Raw genomic sequence first — 17,771 nt, forward strand, 5'->3', positions numbered from 1 at the left:
AAACGTTGCTGATGTTATCGTTTTTAATTTATGTGTTGTTAAACCTATACTTTGATAAATACACCCCAGGAGTTGCTTGCGATGGAATTATCCTCACTGACCGCCGTGTCCCCGATTGATGGTCGCTACGGTGATAAAGTCAGCACGTTACGCGCTATTTTCAGTGAATTTGGTTTGCTGAAATTTCGTGTGCAGGTTGAAGTCCGCTGGCTGCAAAAATTGGCAGCCTGTGCAGAAATCAAGGAAGTTCCTGCATTTGACGCCGACGCAAACGCTTTCCTTGATAAAATTGTCGCAGAATTCAATGAAACTGACGCCGCGCGAATCAAAACCATCGAACGTACGACCAATCATGACGTGAAAGCCGTGGAGTATTTTCTCAAGGAAAAAGTCGCGGCAGTGCCTAGCCTGCACGCCGTCAATGAATTTATCCATTTCGCCTGTACGTCAGAAGATATTAACAACCTGTCTCATGCCTTGATGCTGGATTGCGCACGTCGTGAGGTGATTTTGCCGTTCTGGCGTCAAATCATTGATGCCCTTAAAACGTTGGCGCAGCAGTATCGCGACATTCCCCTGCTCTGCCGTACCCACGGTCAGCCTGCAACGCCGTCGACTATCGGCAAAGAGTTCGCTAACGTGGTTTACCGCATGGAGCGCCAATATCGCCAACTGCAACAGGTCGAAATTCTTGGCAAAATCAATGGCGCAGTCGGTAACTACAACGCGCATTTGGCCGCTTATCCAACACTGGACTGGCACGCATTCAGCGAAAGCTTTGTTACCTCGCTGGGTATCCAGTGGAATCCCTACACCACACAGATCGAACCGCACGACTACATCGCGGAACTGTTTGATTGCGTAGCCCGCTTCAATACCATTCTGATCGATTTCGATCGGGATATCTGGGGCTATATTGCACTGAATCACTTCAAGCAGAAAACCATCGCGGGTGAAATTGGTTCTTCCACAATGCCGCACAAGGTAAACCCGATCGACTTCGAAAATTCCGAAGGTAATCTGGGGTTGGCCAATGCTGTGCTGGGCCATTTGGCGACCAAGTTACCCGTGTCACGCTGGCAGCGTGATTTAACCGATTCCACCGTACTTCGTAATCTGGGTGTAGGCATCGGTTATGCGCTAATCGCTTATCAAGCTACACTGAAGGGCATTAGCAAACTGGAAGTGAACCGCGATCGTCTGCTGGATGAACTGGACAGCAATTGGGAAGTGCTGGCAGAACCTATCCAAACGGTCATGCGCCGTTATGGCATTGAGAAGCCTTACGAGAAGCTGAAAGAACTGACGCGTGGAAAACGCATTGACGGTACAGGCATTCAGGCCTTTATCGACAGCCTCGCACTGCCAGAGGAAGAAAAAACACGCCTCAAGGCAATGACGCCTGCGAGCTATATTGGTCACGCAGTGACGCTGGTAGACACGTTAAAGTAACGCGTAAGCACGGGGGGTAACTGCCCCTCGTGTCCCTTTTACGAGTGATTATTGGTTCGCGTTAGGCTTTTTCTCCATTCCCTCGACGTTTGTTTACATTTAGTTTACTGCGATTGTGGATAATTCACATCGCCACCGCCGATGCTCAATTCTGCTTTTTTTGTTAGAATTAGGAGGCATAGCCCGGATCGTCTAGTTCAATGAAGGATAAAGTCATGCGCGTACTGGTTGTTGAAGATAATGTGTTGCTGCGCCATCACCTCACCGTTCAGATGAAAGAAATGGGCCATCAGGTTGATGCGGCTGCCGATGCTAAAGAAGCGGATTATTTCTTGCATGAACATGCCCCTGATATCGCTATTCTGGACTTGGGATTGCCTGTTGAAGATGGTATGACGCTGATTCGCCGTTGGCGCAATCAGCAAGTGAAGCTGCCCATTTTGGTGCTAACGGCGCGAGAAAGCTGGCAGGATAAAGTGGCGGTGCTTGAAGCCGGTGCTGATGATTATGTAACGAAGCCCTTTCATCTTGAGGAAGTCGTTGCCCGAATGCAGGCGCTGATGCGACGCAACAGCGGTCTGGCTTCCCAGTTAATCAGTTTACCACCGTTCGAAATTGATCTGTCGCGTCGTGAATTAATGGTGGCGGGTACACCGATTAAACTCACGGCATTTGAATACACGATTATAGAGACGCTGATTCGTAACAACGGTAAGGTGGTCAGCAAGGAGTCACTCATGCTGCAACTTTACCCTGATGCAGAATTGCGTGAAAGCCACACTATTGATGTGTTGATGGGACGTCTGCGTAAAAAATTGCAATTGGTGTATGATGCCGACGTCATCACTACCGTACGAGGCCAAGGCTATCGTTTTGATTTGGTCGCCTCTTCATAGCTATGCGTGTAAAAAGACTGCCATTCTCCTTACATGTTCGTTTTCTGCTTGCTGCTGTCGCTATAGTGCTGGCCCTGTCGCTGTCTTACGGGGCCGTCGCTATCATTGGCTACAGCGTCAGTTTCGATAAAACGTCATTCCGTTTACTGCGCGGCGAAAGCAACCTGTTTTATCGGCTGGCGCAGTGGAAGGATCATCAACTTAGCGTCACCATGCCCTCCGACATGGATATCAGCTATCCCACGCTGGTGCTGATTTACGATCAGGACGGCAAAATGCTCTGGCGCGAACGCGAAGTACCGGAACTGGAAGCGCTGATCAAACCCGAGTGCCTGACAAAAACCGATTATCACGAACTGGATACCAACACCCAAACCAGCAGTGCGGTACTCAAAGGTGATGCACAAGTCCTCAGCAAGCTAACCCGCTTTAGCAGCAAAGTGGAAGAAACACCGTTCACCCACTCCATCGCGGTCAATACCTATCCGGCTACAGAAAGTCTGCCCGCCCTAACCATCGTCGTGATTGATAAAATTCCCCAGGAACTGCAACAGGCAGATATGGTGTGGGAATGGTTTAGCTATGTTTTTATCGCCAATTTACTGCTAGTACTGCCTTTACTCTGGCTCGCCGCCCACTGGAGCTTGCACCCGATTAAGACGCTGGCAGAACAGGTTGCCGATTTAGAAAATGGCACCCGAGAACAGCTTGATGAGAATCCACCGCGTGAACTCTATAGTCTGGTGCGCAACCTCAACATTCTTCTCAATAACGAACGTAAGCGTTATCAAAAATACCGTACGGCGCTAACGGATCTAACGCATAGCCTGAAAACGCCTCTTGCCGTGCTACAAACCACATTACGTGCGTTACGTACGGATAAAGAAGTGCATATCGAGCAGGCAGAACCGGTGATGCTGGCGCAAATCAGCCGCATCTCACAGCAAATAGGTTACTATCTGCATCGCGCGAGTATGCGTTATGAGCACAATCTGTTGCTGCGTGAGGTGCACTCCGTTCCTGCACTGCTGGATGGCCTGTGTTCCGCGTTAAACAAAGTGTATCAGCGTAAAGGCGTCGTCATCACATTGGATATTTCTCCGGAATTGACCTTTGTCGGCGAGAAAAACGACTTTATGGAAGTGCTGGGTAACGTGCTCGATAACGCCTGCAAATACAGTCTGGAGTTTGTTGAAGTGAGCGCACAGTATTCGGACCATCGCCTGCATCTGCTGATCGATGATGATGGCCCTGGCATACTGCGCAGCCAACGTGAAATGATTTTCCAACGTGGTCAACGGGCGGATACGCTGCGCCCCGGCCAGGGCATTGGGCTCTCTGTCGCGCTGGATATTATCGAGCAATATGAAGGGGAAATTATCATCACCGACAGTGTTCTTGGTGGTGCCCGCGTTGAAACCATTTTTGGCCGCCAGCATCCGCATCCAGACTAACCTCGGCGAGTTGTCACCGTATAGCGGCTCTGTGCTGCAACTCCGACGTTGAAATGGTTATACTCTTACCGCCCCCCTTTGTTGGAACACATGGTATGGATTATCAACTGAATCTCGATTGGCCATCTTTCATGGCGAATTACTGGCAAAAACGCCCTGTGGTGATCAAACAGGGTTTTACCGATTTCATCGATCCCATATCGCCCGATGAACTTGCCGGGCTGGCAATGGAAAACGAAGTTGACAGTCGTTTAGTCAGCCATGATGCAGGCCAGTGGCAAGTCAGCCACGGTCCTTTCGACAGCTTTGACCACTTGGGTGAACACAACTGGTCCTTGCTGGTGCAGGCCGTTGACCATTGGCATGACGCCTCAGCGGCATTGATGCGCCCGTTTCGTTATATCCCCGACTGGCGCACCGATGACTTGATGATCTCATTCTCGGTGCCGGGCGGCGGCGTAGGGCCGCATATCGACCAGTATGATGTCTTCATCATTCAAGGGACCGGACAGCGCCGCTGGCGCGTCGGAGAAAAGATCCCCCTGAAGCAGCACTGCCCTCACCCGGATCTTCTCCAGGTGGATCCGTTCGAGCCGATTATTGATGAGCTGATGTCTCCGGGGGATATTCTCTATATTCCGCCCGGCTTTCCCCATGAAGGTTATTCATTGGAAAATGCGCTCAATTACTCGGTCGGCTTTCGGTCACCAAACGGGCGCGAACTGGTCAGCGGTTTTGCCGATTATGTGCTGGCTCGGGAGTTGGGGAGCTATCGTTATAGCGATCCTGATATCCCTGAACGTGAACACCCGGCCACGGTATTGCCCCAGGAACTGGATGCACTGCAAAAAATGATGCTGGACCTGGTGCAGCAGCCAGAACACTTCCAGCGCTGGTTTGGTGAATTTATTACGCAATCACGCCACGAGCTGGATATCGCGCCGCCGGAACCGCCGTATCAACCCGGTGAAGTTTACGAATTACTTCAGCAGGGGTCTGCTTTACGCCGGTTAAACGGATTACGCGTGCTCTGTGTGGCAGAACAGTGCTTTGTCAATGGAGAGTGCCTTGACACCCCACACCATAGCGCTGCGCTCGCCCTGTCAGAGCAGTTGACGTTGGAAGGTGGCGTGTTGGGAGATGCACTGGAAGATCCTTCTTTCCTGGCCAAACTGACCGTTTTCATTAACAGCGGCTATTGGTATTTTATGGATTAAATAATACTGTCATCCTCACATGATACCGATCATTTTTAATGGTCGGTATCGATATAAACCGCATTTCCCCCATCAATATCGAGTTTATTATTCCTGTATCAACATCCAACGAATATACATCTATAAAAACAAGTCATCCTTAACACTGTAACACACCTACCGCAATACAAGGTGAACAGTGTATTTATCATCATTATCACAGTCTTATAATAAAACAACCTAATTAGCTTTATTTATAACCGAAGGGAGTGTTATGAATAATTCAATGCATATCACATCTGACACTAACAATGTAGCCCAGTATATTCAAAACCATGTGACCGGGAATGTAGCCCCAACGCCGTCTTGCCTAAACAGCTTCTTGGAAAAAATTATAGACATCATCACTTTCGGATTCTTAAAAAAAGGCAAAGATGATGATTATAAAAAATTCACCACGGATTTTACGTCTAATCTCTTACATGAAATTCAAAAAAAGCACAATAGAAATAATTCCTATTATATTCCACACTGTATTGAATTTGAGTATTTAAACAACAGTATCATTTTCGAAAGCAATGATAAAAACACGAAAGAAAAATCCATGACGACACTCATTGTTGCAACACCACAGGGCGAGACGTATTGCAAAACGATCGACACTGAAACTTTTTCACAATTCTGCAAAATACAATTAGCTATTGAGCGTGACCTGTTAACTGAGGATGAAATTAGCTTTACTCCTGAAGGAAAACCTGATTCAGGCAAAATGGATGCTGCAACGGAATCATTACTTTCCTACATTCTTGTAGATGTGGATTCTTTAGAAAATACGCTGCGAAATGACGCGCCTAAACCCGCTCAACCCAGCAGCACTGAGTATTCAATACCGCTAAATGAAAACTGTCATCCTGCGCAATCTAACGTATTACAGCAAAATACATCTTTTCTCTATCGCCAGTTGTCGAGACAAACTGCTCATGATGACAGTACGATAAATCAGAAAGACAACTCCATAAAAAAAACAAGCTATACGCAAAAACAAAAATACCTGGAAGAAACAATTAGCAACATAGTCGAGAAATTGAAGCTCTCGTACACAAAAGACAGTGATCAAAGAAGGAATACTGAATGTGATGGCCTATTCAGAATATCAGGCAGCAAAATTGAAAATGACACTGCATTAATTGAACTTGATAAGCGCTCTCTCGACATTGATAAAACACATAGAGATACTCTGGTCTATGTTCTAAAGCAGAGTTTTTCAAATGTTAATCCAATTACTGAAAAAATACTCCTACAAATGATGAAAAAACCAAATGAAGCCGCCGAAATTCTCTATAAACGAATCGACACAATGGAGCCTAAGGCGAAAAAACTCTTTTTAATTATCCTGGGTTTTTATTCTGATGCTTATCAGAGTGCAGACGATAGTAAAACATCAATGTTCAATAAAACTCAATTGCTTGCTGCTGCTTTGCGGCTCACGATCTTACCCAAACTTTATGACTGCACTAAAGAGACCCCAATGGATCTGTCTTTCATTAAAGAAAGAAACAACGATGGTGATCGTATCGTAGCAAGCCTTCTCACTTCATTTTCTTATGCGAATGGTTCCGTGCAATTGAAAACGAACCATCAAGAATGCGCAAACGCGATGTGATAAAGCGAGTTGTGATAGCTAAACATGATGCTGGGCGTTCTTCCCAGCATCAAGGCAACATTGTTTATTTAATGCCGTTATAACGCTTTTGCGCGCAACGCCGTCAATTCAGCAATACGTATAATCACCGACACTGCCTTTTCCATGCCTTCCAGCGTGATGAATTCATGTTTGCCATGGAAGTTATAGCCACCGGTAAACAGATTCGGGCAAGGTAACCCCTGGAAGGAAAGATGCGCACCATCCGTGCCACCGCGAATAGGCTTGAGACAAGGTTCAATGTCGCAATCGCGCATGGCTTGCTGCGCCAAACTGATCACGTGCGGATGCTGTTCAACCTGTTCACGCATATTGTAATAGGTGTCGGTAATGGTCACCTCAATATAGCAGTCTGGTGGCAGACCAAGCCCCACTTTTTCAGCAATATCAAACAGCGCCTTTTTGCGCAGTTCAAAACCGTGCTTTTCGAAATCACGCACAATATAGTGCATTTCGGCACGTTCTACCGTCCCTTTCATGCTGTGCAGATGATAGAAACCTTGATAACCATCGGTCTGCTCCGGCACTTCCTGCGCAGGCACTTCCTGGTGAAAACGTGCAGCCAGCGCTAACGCATTAACCATTACCCCTTTGGCACTACCGGGGTGAACGTTATTACCCACAATTTTGATGCCAACGGATGCCGCATTGAAGTTTTCAAACTCAAGCTCGCCCACACCACCGCCATCGACGGTATAAGCCCACTGCGCGCCAAAGGCAGCAACATCAAAGAATTGCGCGCCTTTACCAATTTCTTCATCCGGCGTGAACGCGATACGCACCGTACCGTGTGGCGTTTGCTGGTGTTTTAATCGCACTATCGCCGTAATGATTTCCGCAATACCGGCTTTATCGTCGGCACCCAGCAGCGTTTTACCGTCCGTCGTGATGAGGGTGTTACCCAGCAATTGGTGCAGCACCGGGAACATCACTGGCGACAAGATTTCATCCCCGATACCGAGTGCAATATCGCCACCGCGGTAATCTTCCAGAATCTGAGGGTTAACGTTTTTCCCACTGTAATCCGGCGACGTATCCATATGAGAAATAAAACCGATGGTAGGCACTTGCCATGCCACATTAGAGGCCAGCGTCGCCATGACGCAACCATGTTCGCTCAGGGTAACCTGGTCGAACCCAAGCGTGATCAGTTCCTGCTGCAAGGCACGCGCCAACTTGAGCTGGCCATCCGTGCTCGGCACATGCCTTACGCCCGGTTTAGACTGCGTATCAAAGGTCACATAATTCAAAAAACGATCGAGTAATTTTTCCATATTCCAGCCCCCTGAGCCCTGATGGGTATTATGCGGATGGCGTTACCGGCAAATATTGCGTCAGGTCAGTTTTTACCATCATAGCCAACGAATGCATTAAAACCGTCTTTTGCCGGCAGATAAATCACTGGATACATGCAGCAATGATGTTATGCAGCTATTTTGTTCGCCCCATCGCCTCATTTTCTTAACATTGGCAGTACATAATAATTACAAACCTTTATCTCAACGCACATGCGTTACCTCACAATCGCTAATCACATGATTAACGAGCTTTCTTCGTCGCAAGCGTGCGCGTATAAGTTGGCGTACACTGGGGTTTCCCGTAGAATGCCCCCCCTAACAATGCTATACACGCAAAGGTGATAACCCTGGTCATGCAGTGCTTCACACACTATGCATGCACCAACGATGGAAACTGAGCCAGACCACCATGAATGAAAACCTTTCTTCCGCATCCGTGCCGGTTGTAGAACTGCGCGATGTACGTAAAGGATTTGATGGCAAAGACATCATCTCCCATTTCGATCTCACCATTAATCACGATGAGTTCTTGACCATTCTTGGCCCTTCCGGCTGTGGAAAAACCACGGTACTGCGTTTGATTGCCGGATTGGAAAATGTCGATAACGGCGCCATTTTACTTGAGCAGCAGGATATTACCCATCAGCCCGCCGAACAGCGCTACGTCAACACGGTCTTCCAGAGCTATGCGCTATTTCCCCACCTAAGCGTGTTTGACAATGTCGCCTTCGGGCTAAAAATGCAGAAAACACCGTCTGCCGAGATAGCACCTCGCGTCATGGACGCCTTGAAAATGGTTCAGTTGGACGAGTTTGCCACGCGTCGCCCACACCAATTGTCCGGTGGGCAGCAACAGCGTGTCGCCATTGCCCGCGCTGTGGTGAACAAGCCCAAGGTATTATTGCTGGATGAATCGCTTTCCGCACTGGATTACAAATTACGTAAGCAGATGCAAAACGAGCTGAAAGCCCTGCAACGTAAACTGGGTATTACCTTCATCTTTGTTACGCACGACCAGGAAGAAGCGCTCACCATGTCAGATCGCATTGTGGTGATGCGCGACGGTAAAATCGAACAAGACGGTACACCGCGAGAAATCTACGAAGAGCCGTGCAATTTGTTTGTTGCCAGTTTTATTGGTGAAATCAACATTTTCGATGCCACCGTGATCGCCTCTGAACAGGGGAATCGTGTACAGGCAATGGTTGAAGGCCGCGCCTGCCCTATCACCGTAAACTTTCCTGTGAGTACTGGGCAGTCATTAAAAGTTCTGCTGCGCCCTGAAGATTTGCGCGTAGTGGAAATCAATGATGACAGCGCCGCTGAAGGCATGATCGGTTATGTGCGTGAACGCAACTACAAGGGCATGACGCTGGACTCCAGCATTGAGCTGGAAAACGGAAAAATGGTGATGGTCAGCGAGTTCTTCAATGAAGATGACCCGGATGTCGATCACTCACTCAACCAAAAGGTAGCTATCACCTGGGTAGAGAGCTGGGAGGTTGTGCTGCACGATGAAGCCACCGCGTAAACGTTTTCAAAACATCATCATTACTGTCATCGTTGCCTGGCTGATGCTGTTTGTGTTTATCCCTAACCTGATGATCATTGGCACCAGCTTTTTAACGCGCGATGATGCCAACTTGATCACCATGGTGTTCACGCTGGAAAACTATACGCGGCTGAGCGATCCCCTGTACGCCTCGGTGCTGCTGCATTCGCTAAATATGGCGGTCACCGCAACGTTATGCTGCCTGCTGATTGGCTACCCCTTTGCTTTCATTCTGGCACGACTGCCAGAAAAGATACGCCCACTGCTGCTGTTTCTGCTGATTGTCCCCTTCTGGACCAACTCGTTGATTCGTATCTACGGGTTGAAAATCTTCCTGAGCACGCGAGGCTATCTGAACGAGTTTCTGTTATGGGCAGGGATTATCGACGATCCGCTGCGCATTATGTATACCTCTCAGGCAGTGGTGCTGGGTCTGGTCTATATTCTGCTGCCGTTCATGGTGTTGCCGCTCTACTCCAGCATTGAAAAACTCGATAACGCCTACCTGGAAGCGGCACGGGATCTGGGGGCCAACAAGTGGCAGTCGTTCATCCGCATTGTGATCCCGCTGACCATGCCCGGCATCATTGCAGGCTGCCTGCTGGTACTGCTGCCCGCGATGGGGCTGTTCTTCGTGGCTGACCTGATGGGAGGTGCAAAAAACCTGCTGATTGGTAATGTGATAAAGAGCCAGTTCCTGAATATTCGCGATTGGCCCTTTGGCGCGGCCACCAGCATTTGTCTGACGCTGGTGATGGGCCTGATGCTGTTTGTGTACTATCGCGCAGCCCGCTTATTGAATAAAAAGGTGGACCTGGAATGATGGGACGTTTATTGCGCGGCGGCTTTATGAGCCTAATCTACGCCTACCTGTATATTCCGATCCTGATCCTGATTGTGAATTCTTTCAATCAGGCCCGTTTTGGCATTAACTGGCAGGGATTTACCCTTGAGTGGTATCGCCTGCTGTTAAACAACGACAGCCTGCTCCAGGCTGCCAGCCATTCTCTGACCATGGCCGTGTTTTCCGCAACCTTTGCCACAGCGATCGGTTCGCTCACCGCGGTGGCACTTTATCGCTATCATTTTCGCGGTAAGCCCTTTGTCAGCGGTATGCTGTTTGTCGTGATGATGTCGCCAGATATTGTCATGGCCATTTCGCTGCTGGTACTGTTTATGCTGCTCGGCATTTCGCTCGGGTTCTGGTCACTGCTGTTTTCGCACATTACATTCTGTCTGCCGTTTGTGGTTGTCACAGTGTATTCGCGCTTGAAAGGGTTTGATATCCGAATGCTGGAAGCCGCTCGAGATTTGGGTGCCAGTGAAATCATCATATTGCGTAAGATTATTTTGCCTCTCGCGATGCCTGCCGTTGCCGCTGGCTGGTTGCTGAGTTTCACCCTGTCGATGGACGATGTGGTGGTCTCATCCTTTGTCACGGGCCCTTCTTATGAAATTTTGCCGCTGAAAATCTACTCCATGGTCAAAGTGGGTGTCTCGCCAGAGGTCAACGCGCTGGCCACCATTTTGCTGCTGTTATCGTTAGTGCTGGTGCTTTGCAGTCAGTTAATACTGCGGGATCGCACCAAAAGATCATCATTCCAACCGTTGGGACGTTAAGGAGGTTTATTGTGAAAAAATTGCCCTACCTGCTGGCCGCGTGCGCCGTGGCACTCAGCCTGAATGCCGCCAATGCCAAGGACAACAAGACGCTCTATTTCTACAACTGGACAGAGTACGTGCCACCCGGCTTGCTGGAACAGTTCACCAAAGAAACCGGCATCAAGGTGATTTACTCCACCTACGAATCCAACGAAAGCATGTATGCCAAACTGAAGACTTATCAGGATGGCGCTTATGATTTGGTGGTGCCGTCGACCTATTTCGTGTCCAAGATGAGCAAAGAAGGGATGCTGCAAAAGATTGATACCAGCAAACTGAGCAATTTCCACAATCTCGACCCTAACCTGCTGCACAAATCCTTCGACCCGAACAACGAATACTCCATTCCCTACATCTGGGGTGCTACCGCTATTGGCATCAACCGGGAAGCCATCGACCCGGCAACGGTAACCGGCTGGAGTGATTTTTGGGATGCGAAGTATAAGGGCAGCCTGTTGCTGACCGACGATGCCCGTGAAGTGTTCCAGATTGCGTTACGTAAACTGGGCTACTCAGCCAATACCACCGATCCGAAAGAGATCGAAGCCGCCTATAGCGAGTTAAAGACGCTGATGCCAAACGTGCTCACCTTTAACTCCGATAACCCCGGTAACCCGTTTATCGAAGGCGAAGTCAATCTGGGTATGGTCTGGAACGGCTCTGCTTACGTAGCCCGCCAATCGGGCACGCCGCTCGACGTTATCTGGCCGAAAGAGGGTGGCATCTTCTGGATGGACAGTTTGGCGATCCCTGCCAACGCCAAGAACAAAGAGGGTGCCATGAAGCTCATCGACTTCTTGTTGCGTCCGGATGTAGCGGCAAAGGTTGCCGAAAACATCGGTTACCCGACGCCCAATCTGGCAGCGAAAAAATTACTGCCCGCCGAGGTGGCAAATGATAAGACGATCTATCCGGATGAAGCGACAATTCAGAAAGGGGAATGGCAAAACGACGTTGGCAGCGCCAGCACGCTGTATGAAAACTATTTTCAACAGTTGAAAGCCGGCCGTTAATACGCAAAGGCTAGCCGCGCTTATGCGGCTAGCCTGTTGTGATGAATCATCACCCGACCCATTCGTAGTAAAGCCGCAGTCCTTTCTCACAGGAACAACAGCCGCTACAACCGCCACTGGCGTTTTCGTGGCTGCTGATTTTTCCCTTCTGAACCCAGAGGGCTATCATGCCTTCAACCACACCGGTTTCGACGTGGAAGCGTTGGCTGATCTCTTGCAGCGAAACCCGTTGCCTTTGCTTCACAAAATCACGCAATTCAATCAGTGTCATCTCATCCTCCTGACTCGCACGACCAGGGTTTTACGCTGCTCGTACCACCGCAGATTGCTGCCTTAAATTGCCATTACGGCGCAGGAAAAAGACGGTAATTGCCCAGACGGCCAGCACCGCCGCGATAGCCGAGGCAGAATAAAGGGGATGGTTAGCAAACCGCCCTACCTGATACACCAGCACCGCAGCACCATAGCCCAGCTCTATCGTCCACACGAAGCAGAACAGCGCCCATGCCGTACCCACTTCGCGCCAGATTGCGGATAATGCCGCGACGCAAGGCACATACAGCAAGACCATCAGTAAGTAGGCCACCGCGCCTAAGCGCCCATCGAACAGGTGCACAATGATATCCAGCGATGAGACGGAAAATTCATTCTGTTCTGCTACGGCGGCGGTATCGCTCAAATCCCCAACGTTGATACCCAGCGGATCGAGAAGTTCACCACCGAGTTTGGCAAGATTCTCCGGAATGGTTGCCAGTGCAGCAACAACGCTGTCACCCAGATTAAACGGTAAGTCCTGTTCCTGCTCACCCGACTGGCTGTCAGCCATCGCGCCATACAGTGAATCCAGTGTGTCCACTACCGCTTCTTTGGCAAAAATGCCGGTGAAAACACCGACAGCGGCAGGCCAGTTTTCCGCTTTTATCCCCATTGGCGCGAACACTGGAACAATTTTCTGCCCGATGGAGGAAAGTACAGATTTATCACTGTCCTGATTGCCAAACGAACCGTCGGTGCCCATAGAATTGAAAAAACTGAGCACGGTGACAACCACGACAATCAGCTTACCTGCACGCAGAATAAACCCCTTGAGCCGATCCCAGGTACGGATCAGCACGCTGCGTAGCCCCGGCAAATGGTACGGTGGGATCTCCATGACAAACGCTGAGGCATCGCCTTGTAGCGCGGTATTTTTCAGCATAAAGCCGGTGGCGATAGCAGCAAAAATACCCACCAGATAGAGTCCGAATACCAGATTCTGCCCGCCGCTAGTAAACAATGCCGTCGCAAACAACACATAGACAGGTAAGCGCGCCCCGCACGACATAAAGGGTGCCATCATTACCGTGACGATGCGATCGCTATGCTTCTCCATGGTACGCGTGGCCATGACAGCGGGCACGTTGCAACCGAAGCCAACAATCAAAGGCACGAACGCTTTGCCCGGCAGCCCAATGCTGCGCATGAAGCGATCCATAACAAACGCAGCTCGCGCCATGTACCCGGAGTCTTCGAGATAGGAGAGGAACAGATAAAGGCAGCCAATAACCGGAATAAAAGTGGAAACCGTTTGGATACCCCCACCAATACCGTCTGCCACCAGCGTCGCCAGCCACTCTGGTGTGTTGATAGCACGCAACAGCGTCCCTAACCCATCCACCAGCAGCGCGCCGACAAACTGATCGAAAAAATCGATAAATGCACTCCCCACCTTAATAGTGAAGATAAACATCAGGTACATCACCAGCAGGAAGATTGGAATACCGAAAAAGCGATGCAGCACCACACGGTCAATTTTATCAGTGAGCGTCGCAGAGACATTGCTGCGGCGAATCACCACCTGATTGGCGATGGAAGATACAAACTGATAACGTCCATCGGCAAGGAAGATATCCAGTTCATCGTCATAGGTTTCTGTGAGCGTGGCAACCTGTGCATCCATCTCTGCCAACAGCGGCGCCGGTAAGCGAGTACGAACTGTAGAGTCCCCTTCCAGCAATTGCAGTGCCAACCAATACGGATGGGTTACGCTTGGAATATCCGTTAAACGCAACGCCATTTGCACCGCAGCATTTTTCAGTGGCGCGTCGTAAGGCACTTCAACGTTGGGTGAACGAATGTCCGCCAGCGTGGACAGGCACACCTGGCGCAACACATCCATCCCTTTGTTTTGGCTGGCAGTAATAGGGATAACGGGGCAACCTAGTCGGTTTTGCAGAGCAGCAATATCGATCTCCAGCTTGCGCGAAGAGGCGATGTCCATCATGTTCACCGCAACGATCATTGGCACATTCATGTCCAGCAACTGCGCCGTCAGATACAGGTTGCGCTCGAGATTGGCCGCATCAAGAATATTCAGCACCAAATGTGCTTCGCCGGAGAGGATATAATCACGCGCGACGCGTTCATCCTCCGCACTTTCCGAGGCCGGATTGAGCGAATAGACGCCGGGAAGATCGACCAGTGTGAAGCGTTGGCCTTTGTAGAGGAACTGACCGACCTTTTTTTCGACGGTGACACCGGGCCAATTCCCCACCGTTTGTTTTCCCCCTTTCAGCAGGTTGAACAGGGTGGTTTTGCCACAATTGGGGACCAATGACGGGATGTGTGACCATAACGGTTCCTTACTCGAACGAGCTTTTATCAGGCAGGCATGCCTTACAATCCACATACCTGGCAAATCCAGACCCTGAAAATCAGCACGGCTCCAGGATCAATATTTGTGCTTCACTCTTGCGCACGCTGATAGCGGCACCACGCAAACGTAATTCGATAGGATCGCCCAACGGCGCAACCCGAGTGACGGTGAAGATCACGCCCGGTGTCACCCCTAACGCCAGTAAGCGCTTGCGGTAATCCGCCGATCCTTTTTGGTAACCTTGTACACGCCAAGAACTGCCTACGGGAAATACGGCCTCTGTCATGAATGCCCCTCCTGGTTGAATTAATGCCACCCTGTTGCTGCCTGATGGCATCAACCTTGGGTAACCTGCGCTGCCACCCAAACCTGCTTGCCCATATCCCAATTAATCGCGATACGGCCATCGCCCGCAGCCAGCATTAACGGCTGATTTACTTCACGCTGAATAACCCGAATTTCACCCCCAACGCGAATACCTAACTCCAGTAAACGCTGGTGGTACTCACCACTGAGACGAATTCGCGCAACCACGGCGCTGACATTGAGGGGAATATCAAGAAGAGTGTGTAGACCTGGCGTCATAGTTGGGCTCTTAAAGAGAAACCGCAGAACCCATGAGTGAATTCACGCGGTATAATTGCTGTAAATGCTCAGAAAAAGAACAAAATTAATAACGATTATCAATGATAAATGCACAGGTATAAGTCTACTTGATACACATCAAACAAAAATTAAATATCGCTCATTCCCGCTTTCCGCGGTGAATAAAAGCATCAGAAAACACTAAAAATAAAGCCCCCAGTCAACCGCTAGGCTGACTGGGGGCTTTATTGCATGAAGTAAGATTATTTCACGTTGTGCGACAGATCGCTGGCAATATGCACCGTCTCTTCCAGATAGGCATCCGGAGCCTGATAATCCTTGGGTAAATCATCCAGAGATTTCAGCGGCTTTTTGCCTTCGCGTTTGAAGCGTTCGTTAAGACGATTCAGGCGTAGCGCTTCATCGTCGTTATTCTCTTTTTCACGCTGAGCATAATTAAGGGAAACGATATTACGTCTCTCTTTATTGGCATTGTAACGGGCAACATCCTGAATGATATATTGGAACTCAGGATCTTTGGCAACACGCGACTGGTGCTGCGCCTTCAATGCATCGATGAAGGGTTTCAGATCACCCAGTTTGCCGTAGCGTGCCGCATTGATACTGTCCCAGACCAAGGCGTTGTCTTCAAATTTCTCACCGGTTTCAACCGCTTCTGTGCCTGTTGGCATCAGGATATCCGGCGTGACACCGCGCAACTGCGTGCTGCCGCCATCAATACGGTAAAACTTCTGAATGGTGTAGGAGACCGACCCCAATCCCGGCCACGCCGGATGCAGCATCTGATCGTAAATACGGTTCAATGAGCGATACTGTTGCACTGTGCCTTTACCGAAGGTCGGTTCACCCACAATCAATGCGCGACCGTAGTCTTGCATGGCGGCGGCGAAAATTTCCGATGCCGACGCACTGAAACGATCAACCAGTACGACCAGTGGGCCTTTGTAGTAGACCACGCCATCAGTATCGCTGTCTTCGCGCACCTTGCCGTTGTTGTCACGGATTTGCACCACCGGACCACTGGGAATAAACAGACCGGAAAGTCCTACCGCTTCGGTCAGCGCACCGCCGCCGTTGCCACGCAGATCGATGACAATACTGCTCACATTCTGTTTTTCCAGCTTTAGCAATTGCACTTTGACGTCATCCGTCAAGCCAACGTAAAAACTGGGAATATCCAGTACCCCGATGGTCTCTTTGCCCACGGTTTTAACCGACATTTTCACCGCGCGATCTTCCAGACGAATACGCTCACGGGTCAAGGTGACGGTTTTGGTTTTAGTGCCTTTGCCACCGGGCAAGATTTCAAGCCGCACCTTGCTGCCTTTGGGGCCTTTAATCAAAGCCACCACGTCATCAAGTCGCCAGCCAATCACTTCCACCATCGGTTTGCCGTTTTGCCCGACGCCGACAATGCGATCGCCAACGGTGATGCTTTTACTTTTTGCCGCCGGGCCACCCGCCACCATGGAATTGATAACCGTGTAATCATCATCCATCTGCAACACCGCACCGATACCTTCCAGAGAAAGGCTCATGTCGGTATTAAACTGCTCGGTATTACGCGGTGATAAATAACTGGTATGAGGATCCATTTCTCGCGCAAACGCATTCATCACCAGCTGAAAAACGTCTTCACTGTTGCTCTGCGCCAGACGACGGATAGCAAACTGGTAACGCTTGGTGAGCGTTTCCTTGATCTCTTTGTCGTCTTTACCGGTGAGTTTTAACGTCAGCCAGTCAAATTTTACTTTGGCATCCCACAGGCGGTTCAGCTCACCGACATTTTGCGGCCACGGCGATTTGCTGCGATCCAGCTCGATGGTGTCTGTTCCCGCGAGATCAATGGGTTTTTCTAATACGGAGAGGGCATATTGCAAGCGCTCGAAACGGCGTTTTTGCGCCAGATTGTAGAGCGCATAGGGCACGTCCAGTTTGCCGCCTTTCAGATCTTCGCCTAACTGCCCTTTTTGGTTGGCAAATTCGGCGATATCGGAAGCCAACAGCACGTTATGACTGTAGTCCAGCATATTGAGATAGCGGTTGAAAATTTTCTCGGAAAATTGTTCATCGAGCGCTATCTGCCGGTAGTGCGAGCGTAAAAAACGCAGTGTGATGCGATCGCTCTCGGTGGCATGCTGAAGTTCCTGGTGCAGTTGGGGAATCTGATCTGCACGCGTGATCATCTCACTGCGCGCAATCGCTTCACTGCGCGAGACAGGTGCTTCTTTGGCCACGCTCACGCCTGCGAGCAATGCGGCAGCAAGCACCGTCATTCGGATTAATGTGTTCATGCCCTGGTTGG

At 49.7% G+C, this 17,771-nt stretch carries 15 protein-coding genes; 9 read left to right on the forward strand and 6 right to left on the reverse strand.

The genetic code is table 11. The features are described 5' to 3' along the window. Positions 1–81: 81 nt before the first annotated feature. The 5 genes from purB (at position 82) to K6K13_RS11345 (ending at position 6,661) form a co-directional block, all read left to right on the forward strand. On the forward strand, positions 82–1,452 hold the full coding sequence (gene purB / locus K6K13_RS11325; RefSeq protein ID WP_222160862.1) for an adenylosuccinate lyase: 1,371 nt from the start codon (positions 82–84) through the stop codon (positions 1,450–1,452). A gap of 215 nt (positions 1,453–1,667) precedes the next feature. Next, positions 1,668–2,348, forward strand: a complete 681-nt coding sequence (gene phoP / locus K6K13_RS11330) for a two-component system response regulator PhoP (protein WP_195313029.1) — start codon at positions 1,668–1,670, stop codon at positions 2,346–2,348. A gap of 2 nt (positions 2,349–2,350) precedes the next feature. Next, a complete protein-coding gene (gene phoQ / locus K6K13_RS11335) occupies positions 2,351–3,802 on the forward strand; it encodes a two-component system sensor histidine kinase PhoQ (protein ID WP_222160863.1) in 1,452 nt (483 codons plus the stop codon). A gap of 95 nt (positions 3,803–3,897) precedes the next feature. Beyond that, complete coding sequence (locus K6K13_RS11340; RefSeq protein WP_222160864.1) at positions 3,898–5,019, forward strand: ribosomal protein uL16 3-hydroxylase; 1,122 nt, start codon at positions 3,898–3,900, stop codon at positions 5,017–5,019. 253 nt (positions 5,020–5,272) lie between these two features. Beyond that, the gene (locus tag K6K13_RS11345; RefSeq protein WP_222160865.1) at positions 5,273–6,661 is read left to right on the forward strand and encodes a hypothetical protein; all 1,389 of its coding nucleotides are present in this window, start codon (positions 5,273–5,275) and stop codon (positions 6,659–6,661) included. Positions 6,662–6,738: 77 nt separating this feature from the next. Here the strand turns inward: K6K13_RS11345 and pepT are convergent, their stop codons facing one another. Then, positions 6,739–7,974 carry a peptidase T gene (pepT, locus tag K6K13_RS11350; protein WP_222160866.1) on the reverse strand — a complete coding sequence of 412 codons (1,236 nt, stop codon included), beginning with the start codon at positions 7,972–7,974 and terminating at the stop codon, positions 6,739–6,741. A 433-nt stretch (positions 7,975–8,407) separates the two neighbouring features. On the opposite strand from pepT, the gene potA reads away from it, so the two are divergent. Genes potA through potD form a run of 4 tightly spaced genes read left to right on the forward strand, consistent with a single transcriptional unit; the run spans position 8,408 to position 12,225 of the window. After that, the gene (potA, locus tag K6K13_RS11355; protein ID WP_434064602.1) at positions 8,408–9,529 is read left to right on the forward strand and encodes a spermidine/putrescine ABC transporter ATP-binding protein PotA; all 1,122 of its coding nucleotides are present in this window, start codon (positions 8,408–8,410) and stop codon (positions 9,527–9,529) included. Continuing rightward, complete coding sequence (potB, locus tag K6K13_RS11360) at positions 9,513–10,373, forward strand: spermidine/putrescine ABC transporter permease PotB (RefSeq protein WP_222160867.1); 861 nt, start codon at positions 9,513–9,515, stop codon at positions 10,371–10,373. Before potA ends, potB begins: the two co-directional genes overlap by 17 nt. After that, on the forward strand, positions 10,370–11,170 hold the full coding sequence (gene potC / locus K6K13_RS11365; RefSeq protein ID WP_222160868.1) for a spermidine/putrescine ABC transporter permease PotC: 801 nt from the start codon (positions 10,370–10,372) through the stop codon (positions 11,168–11,170). The genes potB and potC overlap by 4 nt, the downstream gene beginning before the upstream one ends. Before the next feature lie 11 nt (positions 11,171–11,181). After that, complete coding sequence (gene potD, locus K6K13_RS11370) at positions 11,182–12,225, forward strand: spermidine/putrescine ABC transporter substrate-binding protein PotD (RefSeq protein ID WP_222160869.1); 1,044 nt, start codon at positions 11,182–11,184, stop codon at positions 12,223–12,225. Positions 12,226–12,274: 49 nt separating this feature from the next. Here potD and K6K13_RS11375 read toward each other — a convergent pair whose 3' ends face one another. The 5 genes from K6K13_RS11375 to prc all read right to left on the reverse strand — a co-directional run bounded on the left by K6K13_RS11375 (position 12,275) and on the right by prc (position 17,760). After that, positions 12,275–12,496, reverse strand: a complete 222-nt coding sequence (locus K6K13_RS11375; protein WP_222160870.1) for a FeoC-like transcriptional regulator — start codon at positions 12,494–12,496, stop codon at positions 12,275–12,277. 30 nt (positions 12,497–12,526) lie between these two features. Further along, positions 12,527–14,893 (reverse strand): Fe(2+) transporter permease subunit FeoB, encoded by a 2,367-nt coding sequence (feoB, locus tag K6K13_RS11380; protein WP_222160871.1) that lies wholly within the window; start codon positions 14,891–14,893, stop codon positions 12,527–12,529. Positions 14,894–14,918: 25 nt separating this feature from the next. After that, positions 14,919–15,146, reverse strand: coding sequence for a FeoA family protein (locus tag K6K13_RS11385; RefSeq protein ID WP_222160872.1), 228 nt, complete (start codon positions 15,144–15,146; stop codon positions 14,919–14,921). A 50-nt stretch (positions 15,147–15,196) separates the two neighbouring features. Beyond that, a complete protein-coding gene (locus K6K13_RS11390) occupies positions 15,197–15,445 on the reverse strand; it encodes a FeoA family protein (RefSeq protein WP_222160873.1) in 249 nt (82 codons plus the stop codon). Positions 15,446–15,708: 263 nt separating this feature from the next. After that, entirely contained in the window at positions 15,709–17,760 is a 2,052-nt protein-coding gene (gene prc, locus K6K13_RS11395; protein ID WP_222160874.1) for a carboxy terminal-processing peptidase, read from the reverse strand. Between the last annotated feature and the right edge of the window lie 11 nt (positions 17,761–17,771).

Source organism: Symbiopectobacterium purcellii (assembly GCF_019797845.1).
Classification (GTDB): Bacteria; Pseudomonadota; Gammaproteobacteria; order Enterobacterales; family Enterobacteriaceae; genus Symbiopectobacterium; species Symbiopectobacterium purcellii.

What these genes read in the sequence shown, in the direction of transcription:
- purB (WP_222160862.1), top strand. Translation starts at nt 82, where the DNA reads ATGGAATTATCCTCACTGACCGCCGTGTCCCCGATTGATGGTCGCTAC.
- phoP (WP_195313029.1), top strand. Translation starts at nt 1,668, where the DNA reads ATGCGCGTACTGGTTGTTGAAGATAATGTGTTGCTGCGCCATCACCTC.
- phoQ (WP_222160863.1), top strand. Translation starts at nt 2,351, where the DNA reads ATGCGTGTAAAAAGACTGCCATTCTCCTTACATGTTCGTTTTCTGCTT.
- K6K13_RS11340 (WP_222160864.1), top strand. Translation starts at nt 3,898, where the DNA reads ATGGATTATCAACTGAATCTCGATTGGCCATCTTTCATGGCGAATTAC.
- K6K13_RS11345 (WP_222160865.1), top strand. Translation starts at nt 5,273, where the DNA reads ATGAATAATTCAATGCATATCACATCTGACACTAACAATGTAGCCCAG.
- pepT (WP_222160866.1), bottom strand. Translation starts at nt 7,974, where the DNA reads ATGGAAAAATTACTCGATCGTTTTTTGAATTATGTGACCTTTGATACG.
- potA (WP_434064602.1), top strand. Translation starts at nt 8,408, where the DNA reads ATGAATGAAAACCTTTCTTCCGCATCCGTGCCGGTTGTAGAACTGCGC.
- potB (WP_222160867.1), top strand. Translation starts at nt 9,513, where the DNA reads ATGAAGCCACCGCGTAAACGTTTTCAAAACATCATCATTACTGTCATC.
- potC (WP_222160868.1), top strand. Translation starts at nt 10,370, where the DNA reads ATGATGGGACGTTTATTGCGCGGCGGCTTTATGAGCCTAATCTACGCC.
- K6K13_RS11375 (WP_222160870.1), bottom strand. Translation starts at nt 12,496, where the DNA reads ATGACACTGATTGAATTGCGTGATTTTGTGAAGCAAAGGCAACGGGTT.
- feoB (WP_222160871.1), bottom strand. Translation starts at nt 14,893, where the DNA reads ATGTGGATTGTAAGGCATGCCTGCCTGATAAAAGCTCGTTCGAGTAAG.
- K6K13_RS11385 (WP_222160872.1), bottom strand. Translation starts at nt 15,146, where the DNA reads ATGACAGAGGCCGTATTTCCCGTAGGCAGTTCTTGGCGTGTACAAGGT.
- K6K13_RS11390 (WP_222160873.1), bottom strand. Translation starts at nt 15,445, where the DNA reads ATGACGCCAGGTCTACACACTCTTCTTGATATTCCCCTCAATGTCAGC.
- prc (WP_222160874.1), bottom strand. Translation starts at nt 17,760, where the DNA reads ATGAACACATTAATCCGAATGACGGTGCTTGCTGCCGCATTGCTCGCA.